This window comes from Francisella frigiditurris (genome assembly GCF_001880225.1).
Classification (GTDB): domain Bacteria; phylum Pseudomonadota; class Gammaproteobacteria; order Francisellales; family Francisellaceae; genus Francisella; species Francisella frigiditurris.
The window spans coordinates 1,507,981-1,533,200 of record NZ_CP009654.1 but is presented as its reverse complement, the minus strand read 5'-3'; the positions used below and the strand labels follow the sequence as shown (position 1 = coordinate 1,533,200).

The following is a 25,220-nucleotide window of genomic DNA, read 5'->3' as shown; positions in this document are numbered from 1 at the left end:
CCTTTCGTTTATTTTATTAGGTTATTAAATCCTTATTTTAATATATGTGGAGATTGTTTAGAATTTTACAAGTTTTTTAATAAAAAAATCTTTATAATATCCACAATTATTGGAGTAGCCTCATAAAAAAGTGTTAAAGAAAATATATTTTTTTGTAAAGAATAGACCATTTCCATTTTTTATCCTTTTGATAACTATTATTTATTTATCACTATTAGGATATGCCCCTTTATTTGATAGGGATGAAGGCTATTATGTTTCAGTAGCGATGAATATGCATACTTCAAGGGATTTTCTGTTACCTGTTTATAATGGCACTTATTGGTTAGAAAAACCGGTATTACTTTACTGGTTGATGAATGCTTCAATCTATTTATTTGGTACTACAATTTTTGCGATGAGATTTCATGCTGCGCTAAGTGGTATTTTCTTAATTATTTCTATGTACTTTCTATTAATAAAAATTTTAAAAGATAAGAAAATAGCATTAATAATCTCTGCTTCTGTTACTTTTATGCCTTTGACAGTTCTGTTGGCTAGAGCAAGCATGATAGACATGACATTAACTCTTTTTACTACTTTAACATTATTGACCTTTTTTATTGGTACTGAATCAAAAGTACCTAATGATAGAAAGTGGTACTATTTCTCATGGGCCTGTATGGGGATAACTTTTTTTGCAAAAGGTCCAGTTGGAATTGCATTTATTTTACCTTCTGTTGGAATATATTTACTTATTCAGAATAAACTATGGAATGTTATAAAAAGGGTTAACTTTCCAGTAGGAATATTAATTTTTTGTTTAGTTAATATCTGGTATTTTATAGTTTTCTATACTATGGGATATAAGTTTTGGAATGATTTTTTTGTTCAGCAAATCTTTAATCGAAGCTCGGAAAGTTTAGTTGGAGGAACAGCTATTTTTGCAGGCTTAGGAGGAGTGTTCTTTTATATTGGTATTATATTTTCAACTACTGGGCCGTTTATAGCTCTTGCTATTTCTGGGTTATTGATGAGTTTTAAAAAAGAGTTTATAAAAAGAAGAACTATCTTTGATAAATTGGCTTTATATTCATCTATTGTTTGTATTATAGCTACGATAGTTTTTAGCTTGGCAGCAACTAAGTTACCTTACTATATTTTCCCAATATATCCTTTTTTAGGGATTTTAGTTGGCTACTTTTGGAGTAATTTTAGTTTAGATAGAGAATTAGGAAAGAAAATAAAAAGAGTTTTTTGGACTATTTTTTCATTAAGTACTTTTATATTGGTTTTGGCTGGAGTTTTAGTGCCGACTGTAATACTTTTTTTAGATTGGAATAATATAGTTGTAGCAGGTGAACAAAATATTAATCCAGTAGAGTATGGCATTCCATATAGAATTCCAACTAATTTATGGCTAGCTTATTTAGTGGCCTTAATAAGTTTATTAACTTTTATTGGTTTTAGATACTTATATAAGAAGAATAACTTTTCTTATATGCTTAAAACAATAATCTTAGGAGGATTAGCTCTAAGCATATCTGCATCTTTTATTTTTAGCTCAATAGTAAATTGGCTACAAAAACCATCAATAAATATGTCAGAAGCGATAAAAACTAGAATATCTAAAGATGCTGAGATTGCTGAACTTGCATTAATTAAACCGTCTTTACACTATTATATAGGTAGGGAAATAATAAATGAGTATGCTTTTAAAACAGATATTTCAATACATCATAAAGAACTGGGTATAGAGCATTATGATCTAATTGAAAATCTTAATGAATTTAATAAAAAGTTTGAACAAGATGATCCTTATTATTTAATAGTTAGAAAAGGGATTGGTGATTATAAAGATATAAATAAAGTATATAGATTAGAAGAATTTGGACCATATTTATTGCTAGGTAATAAATATGCTTTAGAACAATGGCAAAGTTCTACAAATTAAAATCATTTTTATGATATATTTTTATAGGCTATAAAATATTAAACAAACTTGAGTAAATTATGAATGATTTAAATTTTAGAGAAACACTCTCAGTTGCAAATAGTATTTATAAGAAAGCATTTAAAGTAACTTTTATATTAGCATTTATGTTATCTTTCATATCTGAATATAGTACAGTTTATTTGATGAACCATGGATTATATGAGTATGTTCAAAGTGGTGGTAAAAATATAGAAAGTCTTCCACCAGGAGGAGTTTTAGTAGGAATTTTTATAATTATCATTTTCTCAACTATTTTTGTTTATGGGATGATAGCTCTTGTTCAAGGATTGTTGATGAAAGAAAATGAATTAAAAGCTTTTGATTCGGTAAAAATATCTTTACAGATTTTTTCTAAAAGAGTTTTTCCTTTTATAGGAGCTTTTTTATTGTCAATGATAGTATTAACGTTACTTTCAGCATTTCTTCAATATTTGGGGATATACATTGCGACTTTAGTATTTTTAACAGTATTACCAGCAGTTATTTTGGGTAATGAAAGTGTTTTTCAATCAATTTTGAATAATTTTAATGCAATTAGATCAAATTTATTTTATATGATTAGTCTTGCTTTTATAGTGTTTGCTTTAATTCTTGTAAAACCAATTCTTACATATGGATTTATATATTTGTTACAGAATATGGAGTTTACAAGCAATTCATTAGGAGTTAGTTTACAAAATATTTTTATAACAATAGTTGATTCATTTGTTATCCCTTATATGTTTGCAATAAGTGTTGCAACTTATTTAACTATAAAAAATAAGTCTTTATAAATCGATTGTTCTCATATCTGTAACAGTCATTCCAGCTTTTAATGCATGAATTAAGCCAGGAACCCCATCTTCAAATACATGACACTCATGATAAGGAATATCATATTTATCAGCAATTAAAGTGAATGCTTCTGTAGTATTTTTAGAAGGGTGATCATCATCCGCAGTAATTATTTCATTAAATAGGTTGGTTATCCCAAGAGCATCAAGTGTCTTGAAGACATTTTTCTTTGTACCACCAGACAAAACAACCATCTTCTTATGATTATAATATTTATTTATAATCTCAATAGCAGGTTTTATAGCTATTCCTTTGTCGATATTTTTATTAGTATAAGAAGCTATTTCATTAGCGATATGATTAATTTCTAAATCATTAAGGTGTTTATATAAATGTTTTAATATATATCTACTAGGCATTCCATGAAAGTTATCTAAGTTTTCAGTAGTTATATGTAAATTATGATTAATTAAAACAGTTTCCCAAGCATTTATGTGAATGGGCATATTATTTGCAATAGTTCCATCACAATCAAATATTAAAAGTTTAGTATTTTTATTAATTAGGAGCATTAGTAAATCTCAGTTATATAATAAGATTGATACTAAAATTATATTGTTATAATCCTAATATTTAAATCTACATTTTTGTTATCTAAGTATTTAATTTTTAGTATAAACAGCTAAAAATATGTTATTCTGTTGAAAGCTATAATTATGCCTAGCCAATTTTATATTATTTAGCTTTTCATTTTGTGAAGAGGAGAATTGATGAAATTAAATAAAATAACATTATCATTATTAAGTTTGAGCTTGGTAGGTAATGCTTTTGCAGTTGAAATAAATAATCAAAAGCCGAATGATTATGGTGATTTACCTGTAATAGAAAAGAAACTATTTAATAATGCTAGTAGCCTGCAAACAAAAACACCAATAAAACATTTGGTAATTATTTTTCAAGAAAACAATTCATTTGACAGATATTTTGGAGTATATCCAAATGCGTTAAATCCAGATGGAGAACCTCCATTTGTTGCAAAAAAAGATACTCCAGCAGTTAATGGATTAACTGAGCAGTTATTAAAGAAAAATCCTAATTCTAAAAATCCTTATAGGCTAGATAGGGACTTTCAACCATGTTCACAAAATCATGAGTACTATGCTGAAATAGCCTCCTTTAATGGTGGGCTAATGAATTTATTCGTAGAGAATAGTGGGCATGATAGTGATGATTATAAGCAAAGCTGTGAAGGGCAGGTTATGGGTTACTATGATGGTAATACTGTTACAGCTTTATGGAACTATGCTCAAAACTTTGCGCTAAATGATAATACTTATGGTACAACTTTTGGCCCATCTACTCCAGGAGCATTAAATTTAGTAGCTGGTGCTAATGGGCCGGCTAGCACTCCGACAGATAATGGCGAAGATTTAGAGAATGGTTATATTATAGATGATCCAAATCCATATTATGATGATTGTTCTTATGGTTCTAGTAAATCTGGTAGTGCATCTACTGCAGTGGCACAAATTACTGATGGTAAGAATGTTGGGCACCTATTAAATGATGTTGGAATAACTTGGGGATGGTTCCAAGGTGGTTTTGCTCCAACTGATTATGATGGAGAGATAGCTATATGTAACTCTATGAGTAAGAATAGATATGGTGTTAAATCTAGAGATTATATCCCTCATCATGAGCCATTTAACTATTGGAAAGATACATCTAATCCACATCATCTAGCTCCATCAGAAGATAGTTATATAGGAAGTAGTGATCAGGCTAATCACCAGTATGATGTTAAGGCATTTTGGAAAGCTGTTAAAGATGGTAATATGCCTGCAGTATCATATTTAAAACCACCAGGATATCAAGACGGTCACGGAGGTTATTCTAATCCTTTAGATGAACAAGAATGGTTAGTTAAAACTATAAATAAGATTCAAAAGTCAAAAGAATGGGATAGCACAGCGATAGTGATTATTTACGATGATTCAGATGGTGATTATGATCATGTTTATAGTCCTAAGTCACAATTTAGTGATATACCTGGTAGAAAAGGCTATGGTCCAAGATTACCGATGTTAGTTATATCACCATATTCAAAAGTTAATTATGTTGATCATACACAATTAAATCAAACATCAGTTCTTAAATTTATTGAATATAACTGGAATTTGGATTCGGTTGGTGAATATAGTAATGATAAATATTCAAATAATATATTGAATATGTTTGATTTTGATAAGAAAGATAAAAATTCTAAACTTATCTTAAATCCTAAGTCAGGCCTTATTAAATAGAAGAGAAATTTATAATGAAGCTATCTAAAGTTAAGTTATTTTTTTTAGGATTTTTTTTAATTAGCAGTGTTTATGCTAATGAAGGAAATCAAAAAAGTACAGATAACTTAACTGATGCTGATACAAAAGTACTTTTGGAGTTGCAAAAGCAAATCCAAGAGTTACAAGGTGAAATTAATAGTTATAAAGAAACAGATCCGAGAGCTAATTTTGGGATACCTCCAGCGACTAGCAATACAGAAGGTTTTGTAACTTATAGTTCTAAAGTTGGTCCTGAAGAGGATATAGGAATAGATAAAATATTAAAAGGTGCTCCAGATGGTAGTGTTATTGATGATGCTGCTAATGAAGACTTTTTTCAATATACTATTTCTAGCAGTATTATAAATAGTAAAGGCGGGATTGATGTTTCAGAAGCTGCGCCTATCACAACTCAAGGTCAGGTTTCTTATTTAGGTTCATTCTCTGGTAACAACTCTATTCCAATAGGACAAATTAGCTCAAACCTTTTTGCTTCAACATTATTAGGGCAAAGAGGAAAATTTGATGATTATTCTGTTTTCTTTGGTGGATTTATTGAGGCCGATGCTCAAGTATGGTTTGGATCTCAAATACCAACAAGAAAAAATAATCGTAGTGCTAATGGGCAAAATATTTATTTAAATTCAGCTAAATTATTTTTCCTATCAAATTTAGGACATTATGTTACAGCTCAGTTTGACTTCGATGCCGATGGTGCGGATAATTTCAATGTTGGTAATGCTTTTGTTATATTTGGTAACTTAGATACTTCCCCATGGTTTGTAACGGCAGGTAGAAATAAACTTTCTGTCGGATCGTTTGGTGGTGGTGGTCCATTAACAGCGGGTATTACGAAAAACTTATTCTCTCCAGGTAACGTAACAAACGTTTCATTAAATTATAAAAATGAAAGACATAACTTTAATATTGCGGTTTTTGGTGCAGAAAATACAAATACAAGTTCTACTGATGCAGATTTTTCATTAGCATATTTTTATGCTGCTCCAGTTAATGAATACTTGGCTTTAGGTTTTAATGCTGGATACATTTTTAATGGCAGGGGAGCTGGTACACGTAATTTTGATAATATAACAGATACTGCTAGAGTAGGTGTTGTAAACTCAGATATTAACTTAGCATTATCAAATATCCTTCCAGGGTTATTCCAGGTTGGTGCTGGTTGGGCTCAGACAACTAATACTAGTTCTCAATATAATGGCATAAGTAATACTTATGCAGGTGCTTGGACTATCCAGGCTAACTATGCTCAGAAGTTAGCTGGTAGAAATACTAACTTTAACGTAAGTTATGGACAAACATATAATGCTAATAATATTCCAATGAAGCTTTCATCACCAGTTATTGGAGATAATGTAACTAATGGTATAGGTATGTCAAATCAATTAATTTTCTCAGCTCAGAGGGCATATTTTGATAATAATGTACTATTTGGTCCAGAATACTCTTACCAGAAACTATATAATGGACAATCTACAAATACGATTACATTAGATATGGCTGTTTATGTTTAAATAGTTTATATAATGTTGACATACTAAAGATTTATTAGCACAATTTAAATATACTAATTTGGTATAAATAAAAATAGACAAAACATATTAATTAACAGGAGGTTTGTTATGGTATTAGTTGGTAAAAAAGCACCTATTTTTAATGCTCCAGCAGTTTTGGGTAATGGAGAAATAGTTGATAACTATGATTTTGCAGCAGAAACTAAAGGTAAATATGCAGTAATTGTATTTTATCCTCTAGATTTTACTTTTGTATGTCCTTCTGAGCTTATAGCATTAGATAAAAGAACTGCTAAATTAAAAGAGCTTGGAGTAGAGGTTATTTCTGTATCTATTGATTCTCATTTTACACATAATGCTTGGAGAAATACTCCAGTTAATGATGGTGGAATTGGACCAGTTAAATATACAATGGTAGCTGATATTGCACAAACTATAGTAAAAGATTATGATGTTCAAGCTGAAGGCGGTATGGCTTATAGAGGAACCTTCTTGATTGATAAAGAAGGTGTTGTTCGCCATCAAGTAGTTAATGATCTACCTTTAGGGAGAAACATGGATGAAGTTATAAGAATGGTAGAAGCATTACAATTTCATGAGCAGTATGGTGAAGTATGTCCTGCTGGTTGGAATAAAGGTGATGAAGGAATGAAAGCATCTCCTAAAGGCGTTGCTGAATATCTAGCAGACCATTCTAAAGATTTATAATTGTATAAATCTAATAAAATAAATTCTATTCTAGTTTATTTATCTATTCTAAAAATTGAGAAATTGATCAAGTATCTATATCATATATGTGATTTAATTTTTTAAAGCTGTATAAATGAGATTCTTCCTAAAGTTATTAACTTTATTTATCTTTTTTGGAGGGATTGTTTATGCGGAAACTAAATCTAATAAAACTACAGAAGTAGATGATATCAATACAGAAGCAGTTTTATTAAAGGATGATAAAAAAGATTCACAAAATGAAAAAGAAAATATTTCTGCTTTAGATACTGTAGAAATGTATGAAGGAGAGGCATTAGTTCCTGGAAGTACATTTGATATAGGACAAACAATTTTAAATACTCTAAATATTAACAAAGTACAAGTTCCTTTTTTTTCTGGAGGAATTGATAATAATGTTGTGTTATCTCAAGCCATGATGAACACTCAACAAGAAACTGGGGATCCGTTGTTTATATTATTATCTAGGCAAAATGGCCTGTTAAAAGATGATACATTATATCTAGGTGGAGATGCTGCTTTTTTGCCAACATGGGGCATTCAAAAAGGAAATAACGAACAAGATTTCAATTCAATAAATAACTATCTTATGGAGTACTACTTGTTAAGTACTCTAGGAGATTGGACATCTGTTTTTGCTTCGTTATCAACATATACTACTAATGGTAGTTGGACTGTTGCTCCAGGAGGAGTATATTTTATTTTAGGTAATTTAAAAGAATCTCCTTTTTATACCTATGCGGCTCTTTCAACTGTCAATTTTGGTAATTTTGATATTTCATCAAACTTTATGCAAACTTTTACAAGATTGTATTTTATGCAGTCAGGTGGGAATGTAAATTTATCATATAACAGAGATGGATTACAGGCAAACTTTGTTTTTCTTGGGCCAACTAATAGTGGGTTATTAAGTGTTGCAAATGCTTATGAAGGTTCAGCAAAACTGGGCTATTCTGTAAATCTAAAGTATACTCATGATATGGAGCAAGTTGGAGATTATTGGTATGCAGGAGCTGCCTACTCAAACGTTTCAGGCTTTGCTACACAGAATAATGGTAATGTAGGAGTTGTAGATTTTAACTTTGGAATAAACGTTGATAGATTTAACTTTATTAATGAATTTGTCTTTACTGATAGTGGAGTTTCTCAGATTACAGATAATTCGTCATCATTTCAATTGAGAGAGGGTTTTACCTCCTCAATATTTCCAGCACTTAGTCAAAGTAGCTTTTTAACAGGGGGAAGCAGAATTTATTCATGGAGTTCGCAATTGGATTATACAATAGATTTCTATGATAAGAGTTTAATTCCATATATCAGTTACTCTCAAATTCAACAAAATACTAAAAATTATGGAGCAACTGTTGACACAGGTTTTAGATATAACGCTTTTGCAGACGCATGGTTAGGTTTTGGTTATGCTTATGTAACAGCGAGGGCTAATGATGTCGTACAAAAAGATAACTTATTATCTATCTATTTTAGAATATTTATATAAATAAGGATTTATAAATAAATGCAGTTTAGAGCTTTTTTATTTTTATTTTTTTTGATTAGCTTAGTAGTTGCTTATGAAATTGATGAAAATGGAAAAGAAATTACAGTCACAGATAAAAATGCAGTTAATGCAGTAGATGATGTCGAAATGCAAGAGGGAGAGTCACTGACAAATCAACAAGTTGTTAATATAGTAAAATATGTTGAAGCAAAAGATCAAAATAAGAAAACAGATATAAATATTTCTGATGATTAAAAATATACTATCTGTATTACTATTTACATTATTTAGTTTTAAAATTCTAAATGCATATGAAATTAATGCTGTAGATGGCGTAGTAGTAAATAATACTTATCCCAAAGGATCATTAGAATATAAAGTAGCAAGGTTAAACTCAAATGCTCAAAGAAGATTGTTTATCAGAATAGCAAATAATTCTGATAATAGTGAAAAAGATAACTCTACAAAAGTAAAAGAGGATAATTCATCAACAACTGTAAATAATGATACAAAAAATATTTCTGAAAAATCTAATCAACTGACTTCTAATAAAACAATAGTAGAGGTAGATAATCAAACAGGAAATACCTCTAAAAAAATAGAGCAAATAGCCTCTAGTGACACATCGATAGCAGATAGTAGTGCAAAAGGTGTTAGTAAAGAAACAATACAAACAGCTGCTAAAGATGCTTCAACAGCAGTAGATAGTTTGGAAATGCAGGAAGGTCAATCTCTTACTGATACCGAGAGAAAAGCTCTTCAAACAACAGCTTTTCAGAGAAAAGTCAATGAAGCGTTAGATATAGATTCTTTAAAATTTAAATATTTTAATGGCTTTAAATTAAATGAGACACTATCTCACGCTATGCTAAATACTCAACAAGATACAGGAGATCCTTTATTCATGTTGGAGGCAAGGCAGCAAGGTATCTTAGAAGATGACTATATATATTTTGGTGGAAAATTAGCTGCTCTTGGCTGGATGGATGTGAGTCCAGTTCCTCCTGGAGCTACAGCAAAAAGTTTTAGTTATTTCATGAATGCTTATGTAGCTTCAACGATATCTCCATGGTTTACTGGGCTATTAGGATTTTCATTATATTCTAGTGATGAGCATAATCTAAATTTTGACCCAAACACGGTATATCTTATATTGGGTAATTTGTCAGAGTCTCCGTATTTTGGTTATGCTGCGATATCAACAATCATGTTTGGGAACTTTGATATTGTATCAAACTATGTCCCTACAGTGACTAGACAATACTTTATGCAATCTGGGGGTAATGTAAATATTTCTTACCACACAGATTCACTACATTTAAATGGAGTTATATTAAGTACTAATAGTAGCCTCCCTTATTTAGGAACGACAAATGCAGGGACAAACAGTGGTGTTGGATTTAGTTTAAACTCTAAGTATGTATATGAAATGGAAACTGTTGGGGATTATCAATTTTTTGGAGCTGCCTATACAAATGCTACTGGATTTAAAGGAAAAGGTAATAGTAATGTTGGAGCTTTTGATATTAATTATGGTCTTAGCTATTCAAAAATAAACTTTGAAACAGAAGCTTTGATTACAGATAGTGGAGTTGTAGGATTAAATGACTCATCAGCATTATCACCAAAGAATGTTGCCGGTGCTCCATTTTTTGGATCAATAAAGCCAGGGATAGGCGTTCTTTTAGATAATTATATGAGTGGTGGTGGGCCTGTTGCTACCTGGGCGCTGAATTTAAGTTATACAGCAGAAGTGTTTGGAAGAAGCTTAATTCCATTTATAGACTATTCGCATGTTTTTCAAGACACTCATAACTATGCTTACAACTATGGTGCTGGGGTTAGATATATTTTATTTCAAGGATCATGGTTAGGGCTTGATTATGCAAATTTAACAACTAGAAGTCCAAACATAAAAGAATCACAAAACTATTTAAATATAAACTTTACAGTATATATCTAGACCATACCTAAGTTAGATACTTCTTTTAAGCTTTAATACTAGTTGCTATAATTTATAACATAGAGTTATATTCTAAATTTTAATGGCAAGACAAGTTTTTATAGATACAGAAACTACAGGCTTTGATTTCAAAATTGGAAATAGGATTATTGAATTTGGAGCTGTAGAGGTTATAGATAGGCGCCTTACTGGTAGAACCTTACATTTTTATTGTAACCCTAATTATGAGGTTGAAGCAGGAGCCTTAGCTGTTCATGGATTAACTAATGAATTTTTATCTGATAAGCCATCTTTTGGTGAGAAAGTAGATGAGATGATGGAATTTCTTAAGGGCTCAGAAGTTATAATACATAATGCTGCATTTGATGTTCCTTTTATAAATTGGGAGCTTGGCTTATTAAAGAATAATAAGTGGGGAATTTTAGAAAGTCATGTAGCTAAGATAACAGATAGTTTAGATATTGCTAAAAAAAAGCATCCATTACAAAAAAATAATTTGGATGCTCTATGTAAAAGATATCATATAAGAAATGATCATAGAAAATTTCATGGAGCTTTACTTGACTCAGAGCTTTTAGCAGATGTTTATTTAGCAATGACAGGAGGACAGACCTATCTATCTTTACAAAATTCAAAGAATAATACAGAGGTTAAAGTCGATATTGATCTAGAGGCGGTAAATCTAAGATGCCTTTCATCTGAAAAACAATATAATATTGAGCACCAAAACTATTTAGAAAAAGTTCTAAAATTAGAGAAGAATTTATGGTAAAGGTAGAATTTGCTTTATATAAAGAGGCTAGATTAGAAAACCTTGTACTAGTTGGTAAAGATTTTTTTAATAGAGATCTCTATCTTGATAAAAATGCTGAAAGAGCTTGGAGAGAGATGTATCAAGCAGCTAAACAAGAGAATATAGAGCTTTTTATTGTTTCTGGGTTTAGAAGCTACGATTATCAACAAAGCATTATAGATAGGAAATTAGCAAAAGGAATCCCTTTAGAAGAAATAAAGAAAGTTAATGCATTACCAGGAATGAGTGAGCATCATACTGGTTGTGCAATAGATTTCACAACTTTAAATGAAGAGGAAGTTTTAACAGAAAAATTTGAGGAAACAGAGGCTTTTAGATGGCTTACTAAAAATGCTCATAAATATGGTTTTAAAATGAGCTTTCCTCGTAATAATGAATATGGTTTTATATATGAGCCATGGCATTGGTGTTACAATTATTAGGTTTTATATGAAAGTTTTAAAAAAGATTTTTTATGTTGGAAGTTTTATTTCTTTAGTAAGCTGTAGTACCTATGATGATACTGAAAAAGAAGTAGCTAAACCTTTTACAAATTCAACTTATCCTGAATTAATGCAACCAATTAGACAAAGTGTTGTAGATGCAGATGTTTCAGGAGCATTAGATTCATATAAGAAAAATATCTCAGATAATTCTGAAATAGCGACATTAGATGATTTGGAAATAGCTAGGTTAGAGCAGTTAAGTGATAATTTTAATAGTTCTATAGAAACTTATAATAAAGCTATAGATACAATCCCTAAAACTAATGATCAAATAGAGGATGATGCCAAAGAGGTTATTTTAAATAAAGACACTTATGATTATTATGAGAATAAGGTTAAATATAGTATTCCAGATTATTCAATAACATTTTTGTACACGTATCAGTCTTTAAATTATCTTAAAAATCATGATCTAAAGAAAGCATTAGAAACTTTAAAAGGCTTAGATTATGCTAAAAACTGGCTTGATGAACAAGATATGATAGCTGCGGGAATGAAAGAGTTAGGAAAAGACTATTTCAACAGGTATCAAATATCTACACAAACCCTGGGTTTAAAGTATTTTGATGATTTGAATAGTATGGTAACTTTTACAAAAAGAGTTCCAGATGCTTATGGTAATCCTCTTAGTTACTATTTAAAAGCAATGCTAATAGAAGCAACATCTAAAGATTATGAATCTGCTTTAGATGAAATAAATAACGCAAGAAAATATACTTTAGGAAATAAGTCTCTTGAAAGAACAGCTATGGAATATAAAAGAGCTGTATATCATCAGTTATCTCCTTTTCCTATGGGTATGGGTAGAATAGTTGTTTTGTATGAACAAAGTTTTATAAATGCACGCCAAAAGACTAAAACAAAATTAGACTTAGGAGATTTAGGTCTTATAAATTTTAGTTTTCCATTCTATTCTTCAAATTATGATTTTCTATCTCCAGTTAAAGTTGTAATCTCTGATGAAAAAGATAATAAGTTATTAGAGACTCAAACTGAAATTCTAATGGATACTACTTTATATGCTATGAAGTCTTTAGTAGAGGAATATTCTAGAATACTTACAAAAGATGTTCTTATTGAGATTGCGAAGCAGTCATATGATAAAAATGCTAAAGGATTAGGAGGACTTCTAGGTAATCATTTAAAATTTGATTTATCTAAAACAGAGCCTAAAAGGGCAGATCTTAGAAGCTGGCTTTTATTGCCTAATAGTATTCAATTATTTGAGCAAGTTGCAGATAGTGGAAAATATATAATAATAGTAAATAACGTTCGTCAGAAGATTAGAATAGAGCAGGGTAAAACTACATTAGTTTGGGTTGTTGATATTGGAAAATTCAAAAAAGTATTTTATTTTATAATTTAGTTTCTTAAAGGGTTTTCTTATGTATTGTATAAATTGTGGAAACGAGATAGAAGAATCTAGTTTTAAATGTAATGTATGTGGCGCTAAAAGGGTAGATGTGAAAACTTTTAGTTGGCTAGGTTTCTTTTTTGGCTTATTTTATTATGCTGGGAAAAATATTAAAAAAGCATGTTTGATTTATATAGCATATTTATTTATAACTTTTACATTAGATTACTTTTTTATCAATAATATTATTTATTCTTCTTTATCCGGACTGCTTTACTTTATTGTATTAGGAATCTATATTGGAATAGCTGTTACTAAAGAACCAAGTTTTAGGAAGAAAGAGTTTAACTGGCTTCATGCTAATATCTTTGCTTTAGTAATATTTATAATAAGTTTTAGTTATCAGATTTATACTTTTAAAGGAGTTCATCCTCAGGAGTATCAAACATTGATGCAGTTTATAAATTTAAAGAATTAAATAACGTGTTTAATATGCTTCATCCCAAGCGCCAGTTAACCCAGCAACTTCATATTCAGTTACTCTATTTTCAAAGAAGTTAGTATGGTCTGCTCCATTAAGGATCCATTCCAACCAACCTAAAGGGTTTTTTTCAATATTATAAATTTCTTTTAAGCCCAATTGAGTAAGTCTTCTATCTGTAATATGACGGATATATTCTTTTACTTCACCAGCTTCTAAACCCTCAATAGTGCCAAGCTCATATGCTAGATCAATAAATTTATCTTCTAGTTCTACAGCTTTACTAGCCATTAGATAAATTTCTTTTTTAAAGTTATTGTCTACAATATAAGGATTTTCTTGACAGAATATTCTAAATAAAGCAGCATTTCCTTCAACGTGCATTGATTCATCACGAATAGACCATTCTACAACTTTTCCCATACCTTTCATTTTTCCAAATCTTTGGAAATTTAATAGCATTGCAAAAGATGCAAATAAAGCAACTCCTTCATTAAATACAGTTTTTGCTAAACATAGACCTAAGCCACGAGAAGTATTTGGATCAGCATCCATCATAAATTCAATCTTATCTGTCATAGCTTTATATTCTAAGAACGCATGATATTCAGAATCTGGAAGACCTAGAGTATCATTAAGTAGAGCATAAGCTCTTTGATGAATACCTTCTCTAGCTGCAAAAGACCCAAGCATATTTCTGACTTCATTATTCTTAAATTTTGGTATGAACTGATCGTAATAGTTTTGTCCAACAGCAACATCTGATTGAGTAAATAGTCTTAGAATATTAGTTATATACTCTTTTTCAACTTTTGAAATTTTCCCATTTTTCCAGTCAGTAACATCTTCAGACAAATCTATTTCATCTTCAATCCAGTGAGCTTTTTCATGTTTGACTGTAAGATCTACAGCCCATGGATAGCTAAATGGCTTATAAGTTTTAGAAAAAGAAGTTAAAGAAGATCCTTTAACCATAGAAATTACTTCAGCAGCTCTTTCCATCAGTTTATCATAGCCACCAATATGAATATCACCAACAAATATTTGAGGGACAGTTCTTATGTGTTCTTCAATCAAAAGAATATTTTCATTAACCTTATCATAGAAAGCTTTTCTTTCTGTATCATCATCAAGTAATACTTGAGTAAAAGGAATATTATTAGCTCCAAACCAGCTTTTTGCTAAATTACAAAAAGGGCAGTTTGTTTTGGTGAAAATTTTTACATCCATAATTTAACCTATTTCTTTTTTAAGATACTGTCAGCGTTAGCTCTTAAATCGTCAAATCCACCAATATGTTCATCATTTATAAAGATTTGAGGCACTGTTCTAATCTGTTTTTTTAATTTTCCACTTTTATTCATTTCATCATAAAAGTTAATTCTTTCCTGATAATCATCTAACTTAACTTCATCAAAGCTAATATTATTATCATTAAGCCATTGTTTGGCTCCGATACAAAAGGGACAGCTAGTAGTTGTATATATTTTAACTTTCATAATTTTTTATTAGCCCTCGCATGCAACACATTCACTTTGAGACTGTTGTAACTCTGTGAATTCAACTAATCTCTCTCTCTCAACTTTCTTAGAAATATTTTCTGCTCTATTAGATGTTTCAGTTCTTAAGTAATAAAGCCCTTTACAACCATATTTCCAAGCATTAAAGTGAACTTTATGTAAATAAGCTCTAGATGCGCCTGCTGGGAAAAATATATTTAGAGATTGTCCTTGGCATAAATATCTTTGTCTTTCTCCACCTAGATGAACTAGCCAGTCTTGATCCATTTCTATAGCAGTTTTAAATACCGCTTTAATTTTATCATTTAAAAAAGTTAAATGCTGTACTGAGCCACCATTAGTAATGATAGAAGACCATACTTCTTCAATATTTTTACCAATTTTCTCTAATTCTTCTTCCAAATATTTATTTTTGGTTAGGTGAGAACCAACTCTTGTTCTTGATGTAAAAGCATTCGCTTTCCAAGGTTCTATACTAGGAGAAGTATTTAATATTAAAGAGCTATTTGCATTAGGAGCTATCGCTAATAAATGAGCATTTCTGCGACCAGATCCAATCATGTCAGGTGCTTCACCTTTTTCTTTTCCAAGAATAAAAGTTTCTTCGATAGCTTGTTCTTTTATAGTTCTGAATATTTCATCATTAATTTTTTTAGCTTCTATAGATTCAAAAGGAATTCTATGTTTTTGTAAGTATGAATGAAATCCCATAGCACCTAATCCTAGGCTTCTTTCCCTAGAGGCGCTATATCTAGCTTTTGAAATTTCATCTCCAGCATGGTCTATAAAAAACTGTAATACATTATCTAAAAATCTTATTAAATCTTTAATAAGAGTTGTATCTTTCCATTCATCATATTTTTCAAGATTTACAGAAGATAAGCAACAAACAGCTGTACGAGTTTCATCTGTAACTAAATGGATTTCATTACACAGGTTTGAACCTTTTATTGTTAGTCCTAAGTCTTTTTGAGATTGAGGTAATGCTCTATTAGCAGTATCAATAAAGTTTAAATATGGCTCACCTGTACGGTATCTGGTTTCTAAAAGTGTTTCCCATAATTTACGTGCTTTGACAACATCTCTAACTGTATGATCATCTGGGTCAACAAGTTTAAAGTCTGAATCATTAGCTACAGCTTCCATAAACTTATCTGTTAAGTTTACGGCATGATGTAAATTAAGACATTTTCTATTTACATCTCCTGTAGGAACTCTCAGACTTATAAACTCAACTATATCAGGATGTGATATATCCATGTATGCTGCATATGAACCTTTACGAGTTTTTCCTTGTCTATATGCAACCATATCAGCATCTACTGTATGCATAAATGGTATGGGACCTGGGGCTTTGTCTGATACGGATCTAATATTAGACCAGTGTCCACCAACACCACCACCTTTAACTGATAACCATCTAAGTTCAGAGGAGTGTTCAATTAGTCCCTCAAGTGAGTCTGGGACATAAGATAAAAAACAACTAATAGGTAGTGATTTTACTTTAGCTCCTGGTAGAGGGGCATTTGATAAAACAGGTGACGCGAACATAAACCAACCATTAGCAGCAGCATCATAAATTCTTTGAGCAAGATTCATATCGCCAAAAGAATAGGCTTCAGCTGCTCTAGCAAACGCATATTGTGGAGAAGGTTCGCCATTTAAGCAATAATAGTTTGTAAGTAATTGTCTAGCTTGTTCAGATAGATATTGGTCTTTTGAAATATCTATATTAACACCAAGATAATTTTCTTTAGTCATAAAAACATTACCTTAAATATATTAAGTACTTTTTATCAAGATTAATAACAATACTAAGTTAGTAAAGTTTGTCTTGAGCTATTCTAAAATTCTATCAATTTTTTTTCAATTTAAAACATTAAAAAGTTAAATATTAGACTTGACTTTATTTGCTAATATTTAAGATATAGATAGAATAAGGAATTATCGGAAAATGTAATTTCTTAGAAAGTTTTTTAAGCTAGAATTTTAGCTGCTGCTGCATTAAGTTCTTTTACAGCATCTATAGAAACTTGTAGGTTTTTTCTTTCCTCATCAGAGATTTCAACTTCAATAGCTCTTACTCCATTAGAAGATATCTCTGTTGGTACTCCAATAAATAAATCTTCTTTAAGGCCATATGAGCCAGCTCTTACTTTTGTAGCACAAGGCAGAATCATTTTTTTATCTTTTAAGTAGCTTTCAGCCATTTGTATAGCTGAAGCAGCTGGAGCATAATATGCTGACCCTGTTTTTAATAATGCAACAATTTCACCACCACCGCTTCTAGTTCTAGCAACAATAGAGTCTAAACGCTCTTGTGAAATTCTTCCTTGCTCAACTAACTTTTCTAAAGATACGCCTGCAATGTTAGACATTTTTGTTAATGGAACCATAGTGTCACCATGACCACCCATAACATAAGCTTGTACTTGCTGAACAGATACGTTTAGCTCCTCGGCTAAGAAAGTTCTAAATCTAGCAGAGTCTAATACTCCAGCCATTCCAACAATTTTATTATCTGGTAACCCTGAAAACTTTTGTAACATATTAACCATTACATCAAGAGGATTAGTTATACAAATAACAAAAGCATTTGGACAGTTGTGTTTTATACCTTCACCAACAGATTGCATAACTTTTATATTTATACTTAATAAATCATCTCTAGACATACCTGGCTTTCTTGCAACACCAGCAGTAACTATAACAACGTCAGCATCTTCAATATCTTTATAGCTATTAGTACCTTTTACTTTAAAATCTACTCCCTCAACAGGACATGATTGAGATAGGTCTAACGCCTTACCTTGAGGCATTCCTTCAACTACATCAAACAATATAACATCACCAAGCTGTTTTAATATTGTAAGATGAGCAAGCGTTCCACCAATATTCCCAGCACCAACAAGAGCTATTTTTTTTCTAGCCATTATTAAATCTCCTTATGATTATTAGATTTAAAGAAAATAATTTCTTGTTAATTATACAGAAGAAGTCTTGAAAATAATAGCATTGAAAATATGTGATTATAGTATAATAAAGTGTGTTCTTTGAAGAGTGTAATTTAAATGTTATTAAAAAGAGTTATTAATAATTTTGCCTTATTTTTAGGCATTATAGGATTGATTGGTTTTATGTTTGGCTTAGTTGAACATAATGATAATATTAAAAATATTATAATTTTATGTGCTACGGGATTATTGTTTTTGTCAGCACTTATTCAAAAGGAACCTTTTTTTATAGGGTTACAAGCTATTGCCTTTATAAGTGCTATTTTGGTTTTTTTAAATTTAGATCATAGAATAAATCTAATAGTATTTATGATTTTGTCTATTGTTTTTGCAACTTTCTTTTTTGGGAAAAATAGTATTAATTTAGCTAGAATATTTGCATTTTGTGGTTTACTAGCTTTATGTATTGGTATTGTTTTAAGTTGTAATCTTTCTATGGTTATTTGTGGTATATGCTTAAGTATATACGCTGTATTTTCTATTCAACAAGGATATTCAGTTGGATGGGTTTTTCTTACATTAAATATTATTTTTGCAATAGTTTCAGGCTATGCTTTTTTAAATGGATTCTAAAAGTTTTAAGAATTCATCAGAGTATTCTTCTTGAATTTTATTCATAGAAATATTTTTTTCAAAATCCGACATTTGACACATTTCTAAACCACTATATCCACATGGATTAATAAAACTAAAAGGACTTAAATCCATATCTATATTAATAGCAATACCATGATAAGTTTTACCTTGTTTAACTCTTAATCCAAGAGAAGCTATTTTCTTATTTTTAACATATATACCATGAGCACCATCTATAAGATGTGTATTGATATTATATTTTTTTAGAACATTGTCACATGCTTGTTCAATTAGTGATACAAGTTTTTTTGCACCTAATCCTAATCTTTTTATATCTAAAAGAAAATATATAACAGCTTGACCTGGTCCGTGATAGGTTATTTGACCACCACGATCTGTTTGTATAACAGGGATATTATGGGCGTTAATTAAATGTTCAGGCTTACCATGTTTGCCTTGAGTAAAAACAGGAGGGTGTTCAACGAGCCAAATTTCATCTTTAGTATAACTATTACGCTTGGTTGTAAAATTAACCATCTGTTCAAATGCTAATGAATAATCTTTTAAGCCAAGATTTCTTTTTATAATATTATTCATTAGCTTCTTGTTATAGAACCATATGTATTTCAGGGTGAGCAGAAATTTCTCTATAGATATTATCTAGTTGTTCTTTACTTTGAGCTTCAAACGTCGCTGTTATAGAAATATATTTTCCAGATTTGCTTTCTCTAGTTTTAAACTCAATTTTATTATGTTCAGGAACATGTTTTTCAAAAACTGAAAGAATAAAATTAACAGTTTCTTTTTGAGGGTTAGCCATTATTTTGATTGGAAATTGGCAAGGAAATTCGAAGCAAGTTTCTTGATTTTGTTGTTCAGACATTATATCTCCTTTTATTACCACCAGCCGCCTGTTGAAATATCATTTTTGGCTACTACAGGTATGCTAGCGATTTTTTCTTCACCATTATTTACAGTTATTACTAAATTACCTACTGTATCACCTTTTTTGATAGGAGCTTTAAGATTAGGTGAAAGTTCTACACCTTGTCTTAAATATGATACGTAAGTTTTAGGAACTGTTTTGTAAATATTTTGGCTAGAAGCAACAGTTAATGTTTGTCCTTTTTTAGCACCAGAAATAGCATCTGCACTAATTGATACTGGAGAGTTTGCTTTATAAAGTAAAACATTTTGGAATTTAGTTAGGGCATATCTTAATAACTTAGATGATTCTTGTTCTCTAGTTGCCTCACTTGAAGCTCCTAAAACAACAGCAATATATCTTTCGCCATCTTGTTGAGCAGATGAAACTAAACAGTAGCCAGCAGCATCAGTATGACCTGTTTTCATACCATCAGCACCATCAAAAGTATATAATAATCTATTTCTATTATTTTGCTTTATGCCTTCCCAAGTGAATGACTTTTGGGCATAAATTTTATAGATATCAGGGAAATTATATATAAATGATCTAGCTAATAAAGCCATATCATGAGCTGTAGTACTTTGTTCTCCACCAGGTAATCCATCTGGGTTAGCAAAATGAGTATTTGTCATGCCAATAGCTTGAGCAGTTTGGTTCATAATCGTTGTAAAGTTATCTGGAGTGCCGCCAATATATTCAGCTAAAGCAATAGCAGCATCATTACCAGAGTCAACAATCATACCTGTTAATAGATTGCCCACACTAATTCTATCACCTTCTCTAACAAACATTTTTGAGCCGCCAGTATTATGAGCATCTCTGCTAATAGTAACCATATCTTCCATATGTATGTTTCCAGCTTTAAGTTCACTAGCTACAATATAAGCAGTCATTATTTTAGTTAAACTCGCAGGCTCTCTTTTTACATCCATATTTTTTTCGCTAACTATTTCACCAGTACGATAGTTCATTGCTACCCAAGCTGGAACATCTAGCTCAATCCCTACAGGTTTAACAACTATATCTTTTTGCTTAATAGTACCAGCGCCGTTAAAGTAAGGATCAGGATTATTTGCAGAAATATTTGGAGCTGCAAATGCAATAGATGTTCCTAAGCCTATAGTAGCAATTAACAGTGATTTTCTAAGTTTGGTCATTTTGTACCTCAATTTTTAATGATTAATTTTAAAATTTTGTAAACTAATTAATATTATCTCAGCGATATTTTAATATTTATACCTTATAAATACAAAATTTTTTGTGATAGACTAGAATTTAATTTTTAATTACAAATAGATTAAAACATAAATAAATAATAAAAGGAGATAATCGTGTTAAAAAATATTCCTTGCGGAAAAGATATTCCAAATGATTTTAACGTTGTTATAGAAATACCAGAAGCTAGTGCTCCTGTAAAATATGAGTTTTGTAAAGATTCTAATATGATCGTTGTTGATAGATTTATGTCTACAACCATGAGATATCCTTGTAACTATGGGTTCATACCTAATACTTTATATGATGATGGTGATCCAATAGATGTTTTAGTTTTAGCTCCAGAGCCATTGGTTCATGGTTGTGTAATAAACTGCAGGGCAGTTGGAGTTTTTAAAATGGAAGACGATGGTGGCATAGATGCTAAAATTATAGCTGTCCCTAGTCCTAAACTATCTAAAGATTATGATCATATTAAAGATATAAATGATCTTCCAAAATCTTTATTACAAAAGATAGAACACTTTTTTACTCATTATAAAGATCTTGATTCAGGTAAGTGGGTGAAGGTTGAAGGCTGGGATAATGCTGAATTTGCTAAAAAAGAGATTTTAAAATCTGTAAAAAACTATAAATAATTTATTTCTATCTGATTCTTTTATTCTATTACTTTTCTCATACATACTTTTTTATGCTAAAATTTACTAGATGTATGTCTTTTTATAGTTTGTTTTTATGTGTAGTAATATTTATAGTAAAAATGTTTTCAGATCAATTAAATTATTGATTCTTGATGTTGATGGTGTACTTACCGATGGTAAAATAACGCTTTCTAACTCTGGTGATGAATACAAAAATTTTAATGTTAAAGATGGTATGGGTATAGTTCTTTTACAAAAAGTTGGAATAAGAGTAGCTATAATCACATCGAAAGAATCAAATATAGTTTTAAATAGGCTGACTAGTTTAGGGCTTAATAAAGAAGATATATATCAAGGTCAAAAAAATAAAATCAAAGCTTATCAGGAAATTAAAGAAAAGTATAATTTGAAAGATACTAATATTGCATATATGGGTGATGATCTTCCTGATATTGCTATTATGGATAAGGTTTTTCTATCAGCAGCTCCAGCAGACTGTGTTTCAGCAGTAAAAAAATTTGCAAACTACATTTGTTCAAGTAAGGGTGGATATGGAGCTGTTAGAGAGCTTTGTGATTTTATATTAAAGCAAGAAGGTCTTTATGAAGAGGTCATTAAAAGCTATATAAATAATGGTGAACTAGTTTTTTAATTATGAGATTATTTTTCTATAGTAAATATTCTTTTTTTGTAAGTTTGGGCTTTGTTATTGTTGTTTCTGCTGGAGTTATATCTCTATATCTCCAAAGTGTAAAACATATAGGTGTTACAGCGCCAAATAAAAAAGCTATAACTATGAAAGCATATGATTATAGTTTTGGAAGTTATAATGGAGAAGGTAAGTTAGATACTTACTTAGATGCTGACTATTTAGAACAATATGTTGATAAAAGCTTATCATTTAAAAATATAAGAGCAAAAACCTATGGTGAAAATGAAAAAAAGAAATGGGATGTTAAATCAAATTTTGCAACTTCAGACGACCCAGATAATAAAGCTAATATAATAAGGCTTTATGGTAATGTAAAAAGTATTATGTATATGGAAGAGGAAGATACTAAAGATGGAGCTCCTAAAAAAATACATATAGATACTGAGGAAATATTTTATAAACCACAGACATATGATTTTTACGGAGATGATAAAGTGAGAATCTATGATCCTAATACTGGCAATAATACTACTGGAGTAGGATTTAAGGGTAATACGGATACAAAAAGAGTTAAAATAGATAATGATGTTAGGAGTTATTATGCTTCTAGGTAGACAGGTTATCTTAATCACTTTATTTTTTTTGGTTTCGTTTTCATGCTCAGTAGCTGCAGCGACAGAAAAAGATATTATGGATGATTATGGTCCTATTACAATTTGTGCAGATAAGCTTGACTATAATGGTAAAAAAGGAACATTGACTTATTTAGGCAAAGTTTTTGCAATGCAGATAAAGGGTAAACAAGTTTTTTGTAATAGTTCTAACGATCAAAATAATAATATTTATTTTGATAAGCATAAAGATAAAGACTTTACAGAAACTCAAACTTTATGGTTGGATCAGGCAAAAAAGGTTTGTGAGCAAACAGAAGAGTGTAATTTTATAACGGGTCAGTCTCTTATAGTTAAGCTTGGAAAAGATAGAAAAATAGAAACTATAACAGTTACAATTACAGACGATAATAATTTTGCAAAATTTTATTCCTATCCTGTTGAAAAAAAGAGTACGGGTAATGAGAAGGGTTATCAAAAAACTTTTAAAGGTCCTATAGGTGGCCAGGGTAAAGAAATAGTTTACTCAATTGTTAATAAAAAAATGATTTTGAAGAAAAAAGCTTTTGTTACACAGGGCGGTAATGACTATAGAGGTGATGAAATAGATTATGATATGGCACATGACTTAATTTCTATACCTGGAAGTAAAAGTCAGCGACGTTCTACAATCGTTTTAGAAGGTTTATCTGAGGATTCAAAAATAGATTTAGGTAAAGATATGATTATTGATCAGCCAATAAATAAAGACTTTAAAAATGCGAACCAAGTCTATTAGATAAAGAGAGAATTATGGAAGAGAAATATACTTTAGAGGCGCGAAGATTAGGAAAAAAATATGGCTCTAGATGGGTTGTTAATAATGTTTCTATGAAAGTCTCAACTGGTGAAATAGTAGGTTTGTTAGGACCAAATGGTGCAGGTAAAACTACATCATTCTATATGATTGTTGGACTTGTAAAAGCTACTCGTGGAAAAGTTCGTATGGGTGATGAAGATGTTACCGAAATGCCAATTCACTTACGTGCAAGAAGAGGTTTAGGATATTTGCCTCAAGAGGCATCAGTATTTAGAAAGTTAAGTGTAGAGGATAATATTGTTTCTATTTTAGAAACAAGAAAAGAACTATCTAAAGAGCAGATTCAACAAGAATTAGAATTATTACTTGATGAGTTTAGTATTCAGCATATTAGAAAAAGTTTAGGAATGAGTCTTTCTGGTGGTGAGCGTAGAAGGGTTGAGATAGCAAGAGCACTTGCAATGAATCCTAAATTTATTCTTCTTGATGAGCCATTTGCTGGAGTTGACCCAATTTCTGTGATTGAAATTAAGGAAGTGGTTAGACACCTAAAAGATAGGGGAATTGGTGTTTTAATAACAGACCATAACGTTAGAGAAACTTTAGATATATGTGAAAGAGCTTATATTGTAAATGCTGGGAATATGTTAGCTTTTGGAACACCTGAAGAAGTATTAGCAGATGAAACAGTTAAAAAAGTTTATCTTGGTGAAGATTTCAAACTTTAATATTTTTATATGTATATAGATAAATCAAAATCAAAAGTTATATGTATAGGTAGAAACTATATAGAGCATATATATGAGCTAGAAAATGAAATTCCAGAAAATCCTGTGATTTTTATTAAACCAAACTCTTCAATTACAGCATCTTTAAAAATTCCAAATAATAGGGAAATACATTATGAAGTTGAAATAGTATTTGCCTTTAGCGATAAAGGCGAGATTAAGGGAGTTGGGTTAGGAATTGATTTAACAGATAGAGCTCTGCAAACAAAGCTTAAATCAAAGGGCCTGCCTTGGGAATTGGCAAAAGCTTTTGATAATAGTGCAATCCTGAGTGAATTCGTTGAGATTAAGGGTGAAGATTTAAAGTCTCTTAATTTTAGAGCATATAAAAATGGTGAAATAGTACAACAAGGTTCTTATGATTTAATGATTCATAAACCATGCCAGATAGTTCAATTTTTAAAAGAAAATAATATATCAATTCTAGAAAATGATTTTTTGATGACGGGTACTCCTAAAGGTGTAGGGGTAGTTTATCAGGGTGATATTTTTAATATAGACTTATTCTTAGATAATAAAAAGATTCTTAAAGCAGAATTTAAATAGG

27 protein-coding genes are annotated in these 25,220 nt (G+C 30.3%); 19 read left to right on the top strand and 8 right to left on the bottom strand.

The window, feature by feature from the left end:
• Positions 1 to 130: 130 nt before the first annotated feature.
• Positions 131 to 1,933, top strand: a complete 1,803-nt coding sequence (locus KX01_RS07655; protein ID WP_071664424.1) for an ArnT family glycosyltransferase — start codon at positions 131 to 133, stop codon at positions 1,931 to 1,933.
• Between the two features lie 59 nt (positions 1,934 to 1,992).
• Positions 1,993 to 2,748 (top strand): hypothetical protein, encoded by a 756-nt coding sequence (locus KX01_RS07650; protein WP_071664423.1) that lies wholly within the window; start codon positions 1,993 to 1,995, stop codon positions 2,746 to 2,748.
• On the opposite strand, the gene KX01_RS07645 is transcribed toward KX01_RS07650, so the two are convergent.
• Complete coding sequence (locus KX01_RS07645; RefSeq protein ID WP_071664422.1) at positions 2,743 to 3,321, bottom strand: HAD family hydrolase; 579 nt, start codon at positions 3,319 to 3,321, stop codon at positions 2,743 to 2,745. The genes KX01_RS07650 and KX01_RS07645 overlap by 6 nt on opposite strands.
• 198 nt (positions 3,322 to 3,519) lie before the next feature.
• Here KX01_RS07645 and KX01_RS07640 point away from each other — a divergent pair, with 198 nt between their 5' ends.
• The 10 genes from KX01_RS07640 (at position 3,520) to KX01_RS07595 (ending at position 13,926) form a co-directional block, all read left to right on the top strand.
• Positions 3,520 to 5,052 (top strand): alkaline phosphatase family protein, encoded by a 1,533-nt coding sequence (locus KX01_RS07640; RefSeq protein WP_071664421.1) that lies wholly within the window; start codon positions 3,520 to 3,522, stop codon positions 5,050 to 5,052.
• A gap of 14 nt (positions 5,053 to 5,066) precedes the next feature.
• On the top strand, positions 5,067 to 6,605 hold the full coding sequence (locus KX01_RS07635; RefSeq protein ID WP_071664420.1) for a DUF3573 domain-containing protein: 1,539 nt from the start codon (positions 5,067 to 5,069) through the stop codon (positions 6,603 to 6,605).
• A 108-nt stretch (positions 6,606 to 6,713) separates the two neighbouring features.
• Positions 6,714 to 7,313 carry a peroxiredoxin gene (locus tag KX01_RS07630; protein ID WP_071664419.1) on the top strand — a complete coding sequence of 200 codons (600 nt, stop codon included), beginning with the start codon at positions 6,714 to 6,716 and terminating at the stop codon, positions 7,311 to 7,313.
• A gap of 115 nt (positions 7,314 to 7,428) precedes the next feature.
• Positions 7,429 to 8,832, top strand: coding sequence for a hypothetical protein (locus KX01_RS07625; protein WP_232223325.1), 1,404 nt, complete (start codon positions 7,429 to 7,431; stop codon positions 8,830 to 8,832).
• 18 nt (positions 8,833 to 8,850) lie between these two features.
• Positions 8,851 to 9,087, top strand: a complete 237-nt coding sequence (locus KX01_RS07620) for a hypothetical protein (protein WP_071664418.1) — start codon at positions 8,851 to 8,853, stop codon at positions 9,085 to 9,087.
• Positions 9,080 to 10,795, top strand: a complete 1,716-nt coding sequence (locus KX01_RS09555; protein WP_232223324.1) for a hypothetical protein — start codon at positions 9,080 to 9,082, stop codon at positions 10,793 to 10,795. The genes KX01_RS07620 and KX01_RS09555 overlap by 8 nt, the downstream gene beginning before the upstream one ends.
• A gap of 82 nt (positions 10,796 to 10,877) precedes the next feature.
• Positions 10,878 to 11,567 carry a DNA polymerase III subunit epsilon gene (gene dnaQ / locus KX01_RS07610; protein WP_071664417.1) on the top strand — a complete coding sequence of 230 codons (690 nt, stop codon included), beginning with the start codon at positions 10,878 to 10,880 and terminating at the stop codon, positions 11,565 to 11,567.
• Complete coding sequence (locus KX01_RS07605) at positions 11,561 to 12,031, top strand: M15 family metallopeptidase (protein WP_071664416.1); 471 nt, start codon at positions 11,561 to 11,563, stop codon at positions 12,029 to 12,031. Before dnaQ ends, KX01_RS07605 begins: the two co-directional genes overlap by 7 nt.
• Positions 12,032 to 12,038: 7 nt before the next feature.
• Entirely contained in the window at positions 12,039 to 13,460 is a 1,422-nt protein-coding gene (locus KX01_RS07600) for a hypothetical protein (RefSeq protein ID WP_071664415.1), read from the top strand.
• Positions 13,461 to 13,479: 19 nt separating this feature from the next.
• Positions 13,480 to 13,926, top strand: a complete 447-nt coding sequence (locus tag KX01_RS07595) for a hypothetical protein (protein ID WP_071664414.1) — start codon at positions 13,480 to 13,482, stop codon at positions 13,924 to 13,926.
• 9 nt (positions 13,927 to 13,935) lie between these two features.
• Here the strand turns inward: KX01_RS07595 and KX01_RS07590 are convergent, their stop codons facing one another.
• From KX01_RS07590 to mdh, 4 genes are all read right to left on the bottom strand, one after another.
• A complete protein-coding gene (locus KX01_RS07590; RefSeq protein WP_408606601.1) occupies positions 13,936 to 15,159 on the bottom strand; it encodes a ribonucleotide-diphosphate reductase subunit beta in 1,224 nt (407 codons plus the stop codon).
• An 8-nt stretch (positions 15,160 to 15,167) separates the two neighbouring features.
• Complete coding sequence (locus KX01_RS07585) at positions 15,168 to 15,428, bottom strand: glutaredoxin (RefSeq protein ID WP_071664412.1); 261 nt, start codon at positions 15,426 to 15,428, stop codon at positions 15,168 to 15,170.
• Between the two features lie 9 nt (positions 15,429 to 15,437).
• On the bottom strand, positions 15,438 to 17,210 hold the full coding sequence (locus tag KX01_RS07580) for a ribonucleoside-diphosphate reductase subunit alpha (protein WP_071664411.1): 1,773 nt from the start codon (positions 17,208 to 17,210) through the stop codon (positions 15,438 to 15,440).
• Between the two features lie 215 nt (positions 17,211 to 17,425).
• A complete protein-coding gene (gene mdh, locus KX01_RS07575) occupies positions 17,426 to 18,382 on the bottom strand; it encodes a malate dehydrogenase (RefSeq protein ID WP_071664410.1) in 957 nt (318 codons plus the stop codon).
• Positions 18,383 to 18,520: 138 nt separating this feature from the next.
• Between mdh and KX01_RS07570 the strand changes: the two genes are divergently transcribed.
• Positions 18,521 to 19,036, top strand: a complete 516-nt coding sequence (locus KX01_RS07570; protein ID WP_071664409.1) for an MFS transporter — start codon at positions 18,521 to 18,523, stop codon at positions 19,034 to 19,036.
• Here the strand turns inward: KX01_RS07570 and lipB are convergent.
• Genes lipB through KX01_RS07555 form a run of 3 tightly spaced genes read right to left on the bottom strand, consistent with a single transcriptional unit; the run spans position 19,022 to position 21,124 of the window.
• Positions 19,022 to 19,636, bottom strand: a complete 615-nt coding sequence (lipB, locus tag KX01_RS07565; protein WP_071664408.1) for a lipoyl(octanoyl) transferase LipB — start codon at positions 19,634 to 19,636, stop codon at positions 19,022 to 19,024. The two genes, KX01_RS07570 and lipB, sit on opposite strands and share 15 nt — an antisense overlap.
• Before the next feature lie 10 nt (positions 19,637 to 19,646).
• A complete protein-coding gene (locus KX01_RS07560; protein ID WP_071664407.1) occupies positions 19,647 to 19,922 on the bottom strand; it encodes an HP0495 family protein in 276 nt (91 codons plus the stop codon).
• Positions 19,923 to 19,936: 14 nt separating this feature from the next.
• Positions 19,937 to 21,124, bottom strand: coding sequence for a D-alanyl-D-alanine carboxypeptidase family protein (locus KX01_RS07555; RefSeq protein ID WP_071664406.1), 1,188 nt, complete (start codon positions 21,122 to 21,124; stop codon positions 19,937 to 19,939).
• Positions 21,125 to 21,298: 174 nt separating this feature from the next.
• Between KX01_RS07555 and ppa the strand changes: the two genes are divergently transcribed.
• The 6 genes from ppa (at position 21,299) to KX01_RS07525 (ending at position 25,219) form a co-directional block, all read left to right on the top strand.
• Positions 21,299 to 21,820, top strand: a complete 522-nt coding sequence (gene ppa, locus KX01_RS07550) for an inorganic diphosphatase (RefSeq protein ID WP_083578916.1) — start codon at positions 21,299 to 21,301, stop codon at positions 21,818 to 21,820.
• Positions 21,821 to 21,917: 97 nt separating this feature from the next.
• Positions 21,918 to 22,475, top strand: a complete 558-nt coding sequence (locus tag KX01_RS07545) for a KdsC family phosphatase (RefSeq protein WP_071664404.1) — start codon at positions 21,918 to 21,920, stop codon at positions 22,473 to 22,475.
• Positions 22,476 to 22,477: 2 nt separating this feature from the next.
• Positions 22,478 to 23,089, top strand: a complete 612-nt coding sequence (lptC, locus tag KX01_RS07540) for an LPS export ABC transporter periplasmic protein LptC (protein WP_071664403.1) — start codon at positions 22,478 to 22,480, stop codon at positions 23,087 to 23,089.
• Positions 23,076 to 23,864, top strand: a complete 789-nt coding sequence (locus KX01_RS07535) for an LptA/OstA family protein (RefSeq protein ID WP_071664402.1) — start codon at positions 23,076 to 23,078, stop codon at positions 23,862 to 23,864. The genes lptC and KX01_RS07535 overlap by 14 nt, the downstream gene beginning before the upstream one ends.
• A 14-nt stretch (positions 23,865 to 23,878) precedes the next feature.
• Entirely contained in the window at positions 23,879 to 24,613 is a 735-nt protein-coding gene (lptB, locus tag KX01_RS07530) for an LPS export ABC transporter ATP-binding protein (RefSeq protein ID WP_071664401.1), read from the top strand.
• Positions 24,614 to 24,622: 9 nt separating this feature from the next.
• Entirely contained in the window at positions 24,623 to 25,219 is a 597-nt protein-coding gene (locus KX01_RS07525; RefSeq protein WP_071664400.1) for a fumarylacetoacetate hydrolase family protein, read from the top strand.
• Position 25,220: the final 1 nt, after the last annotated feature.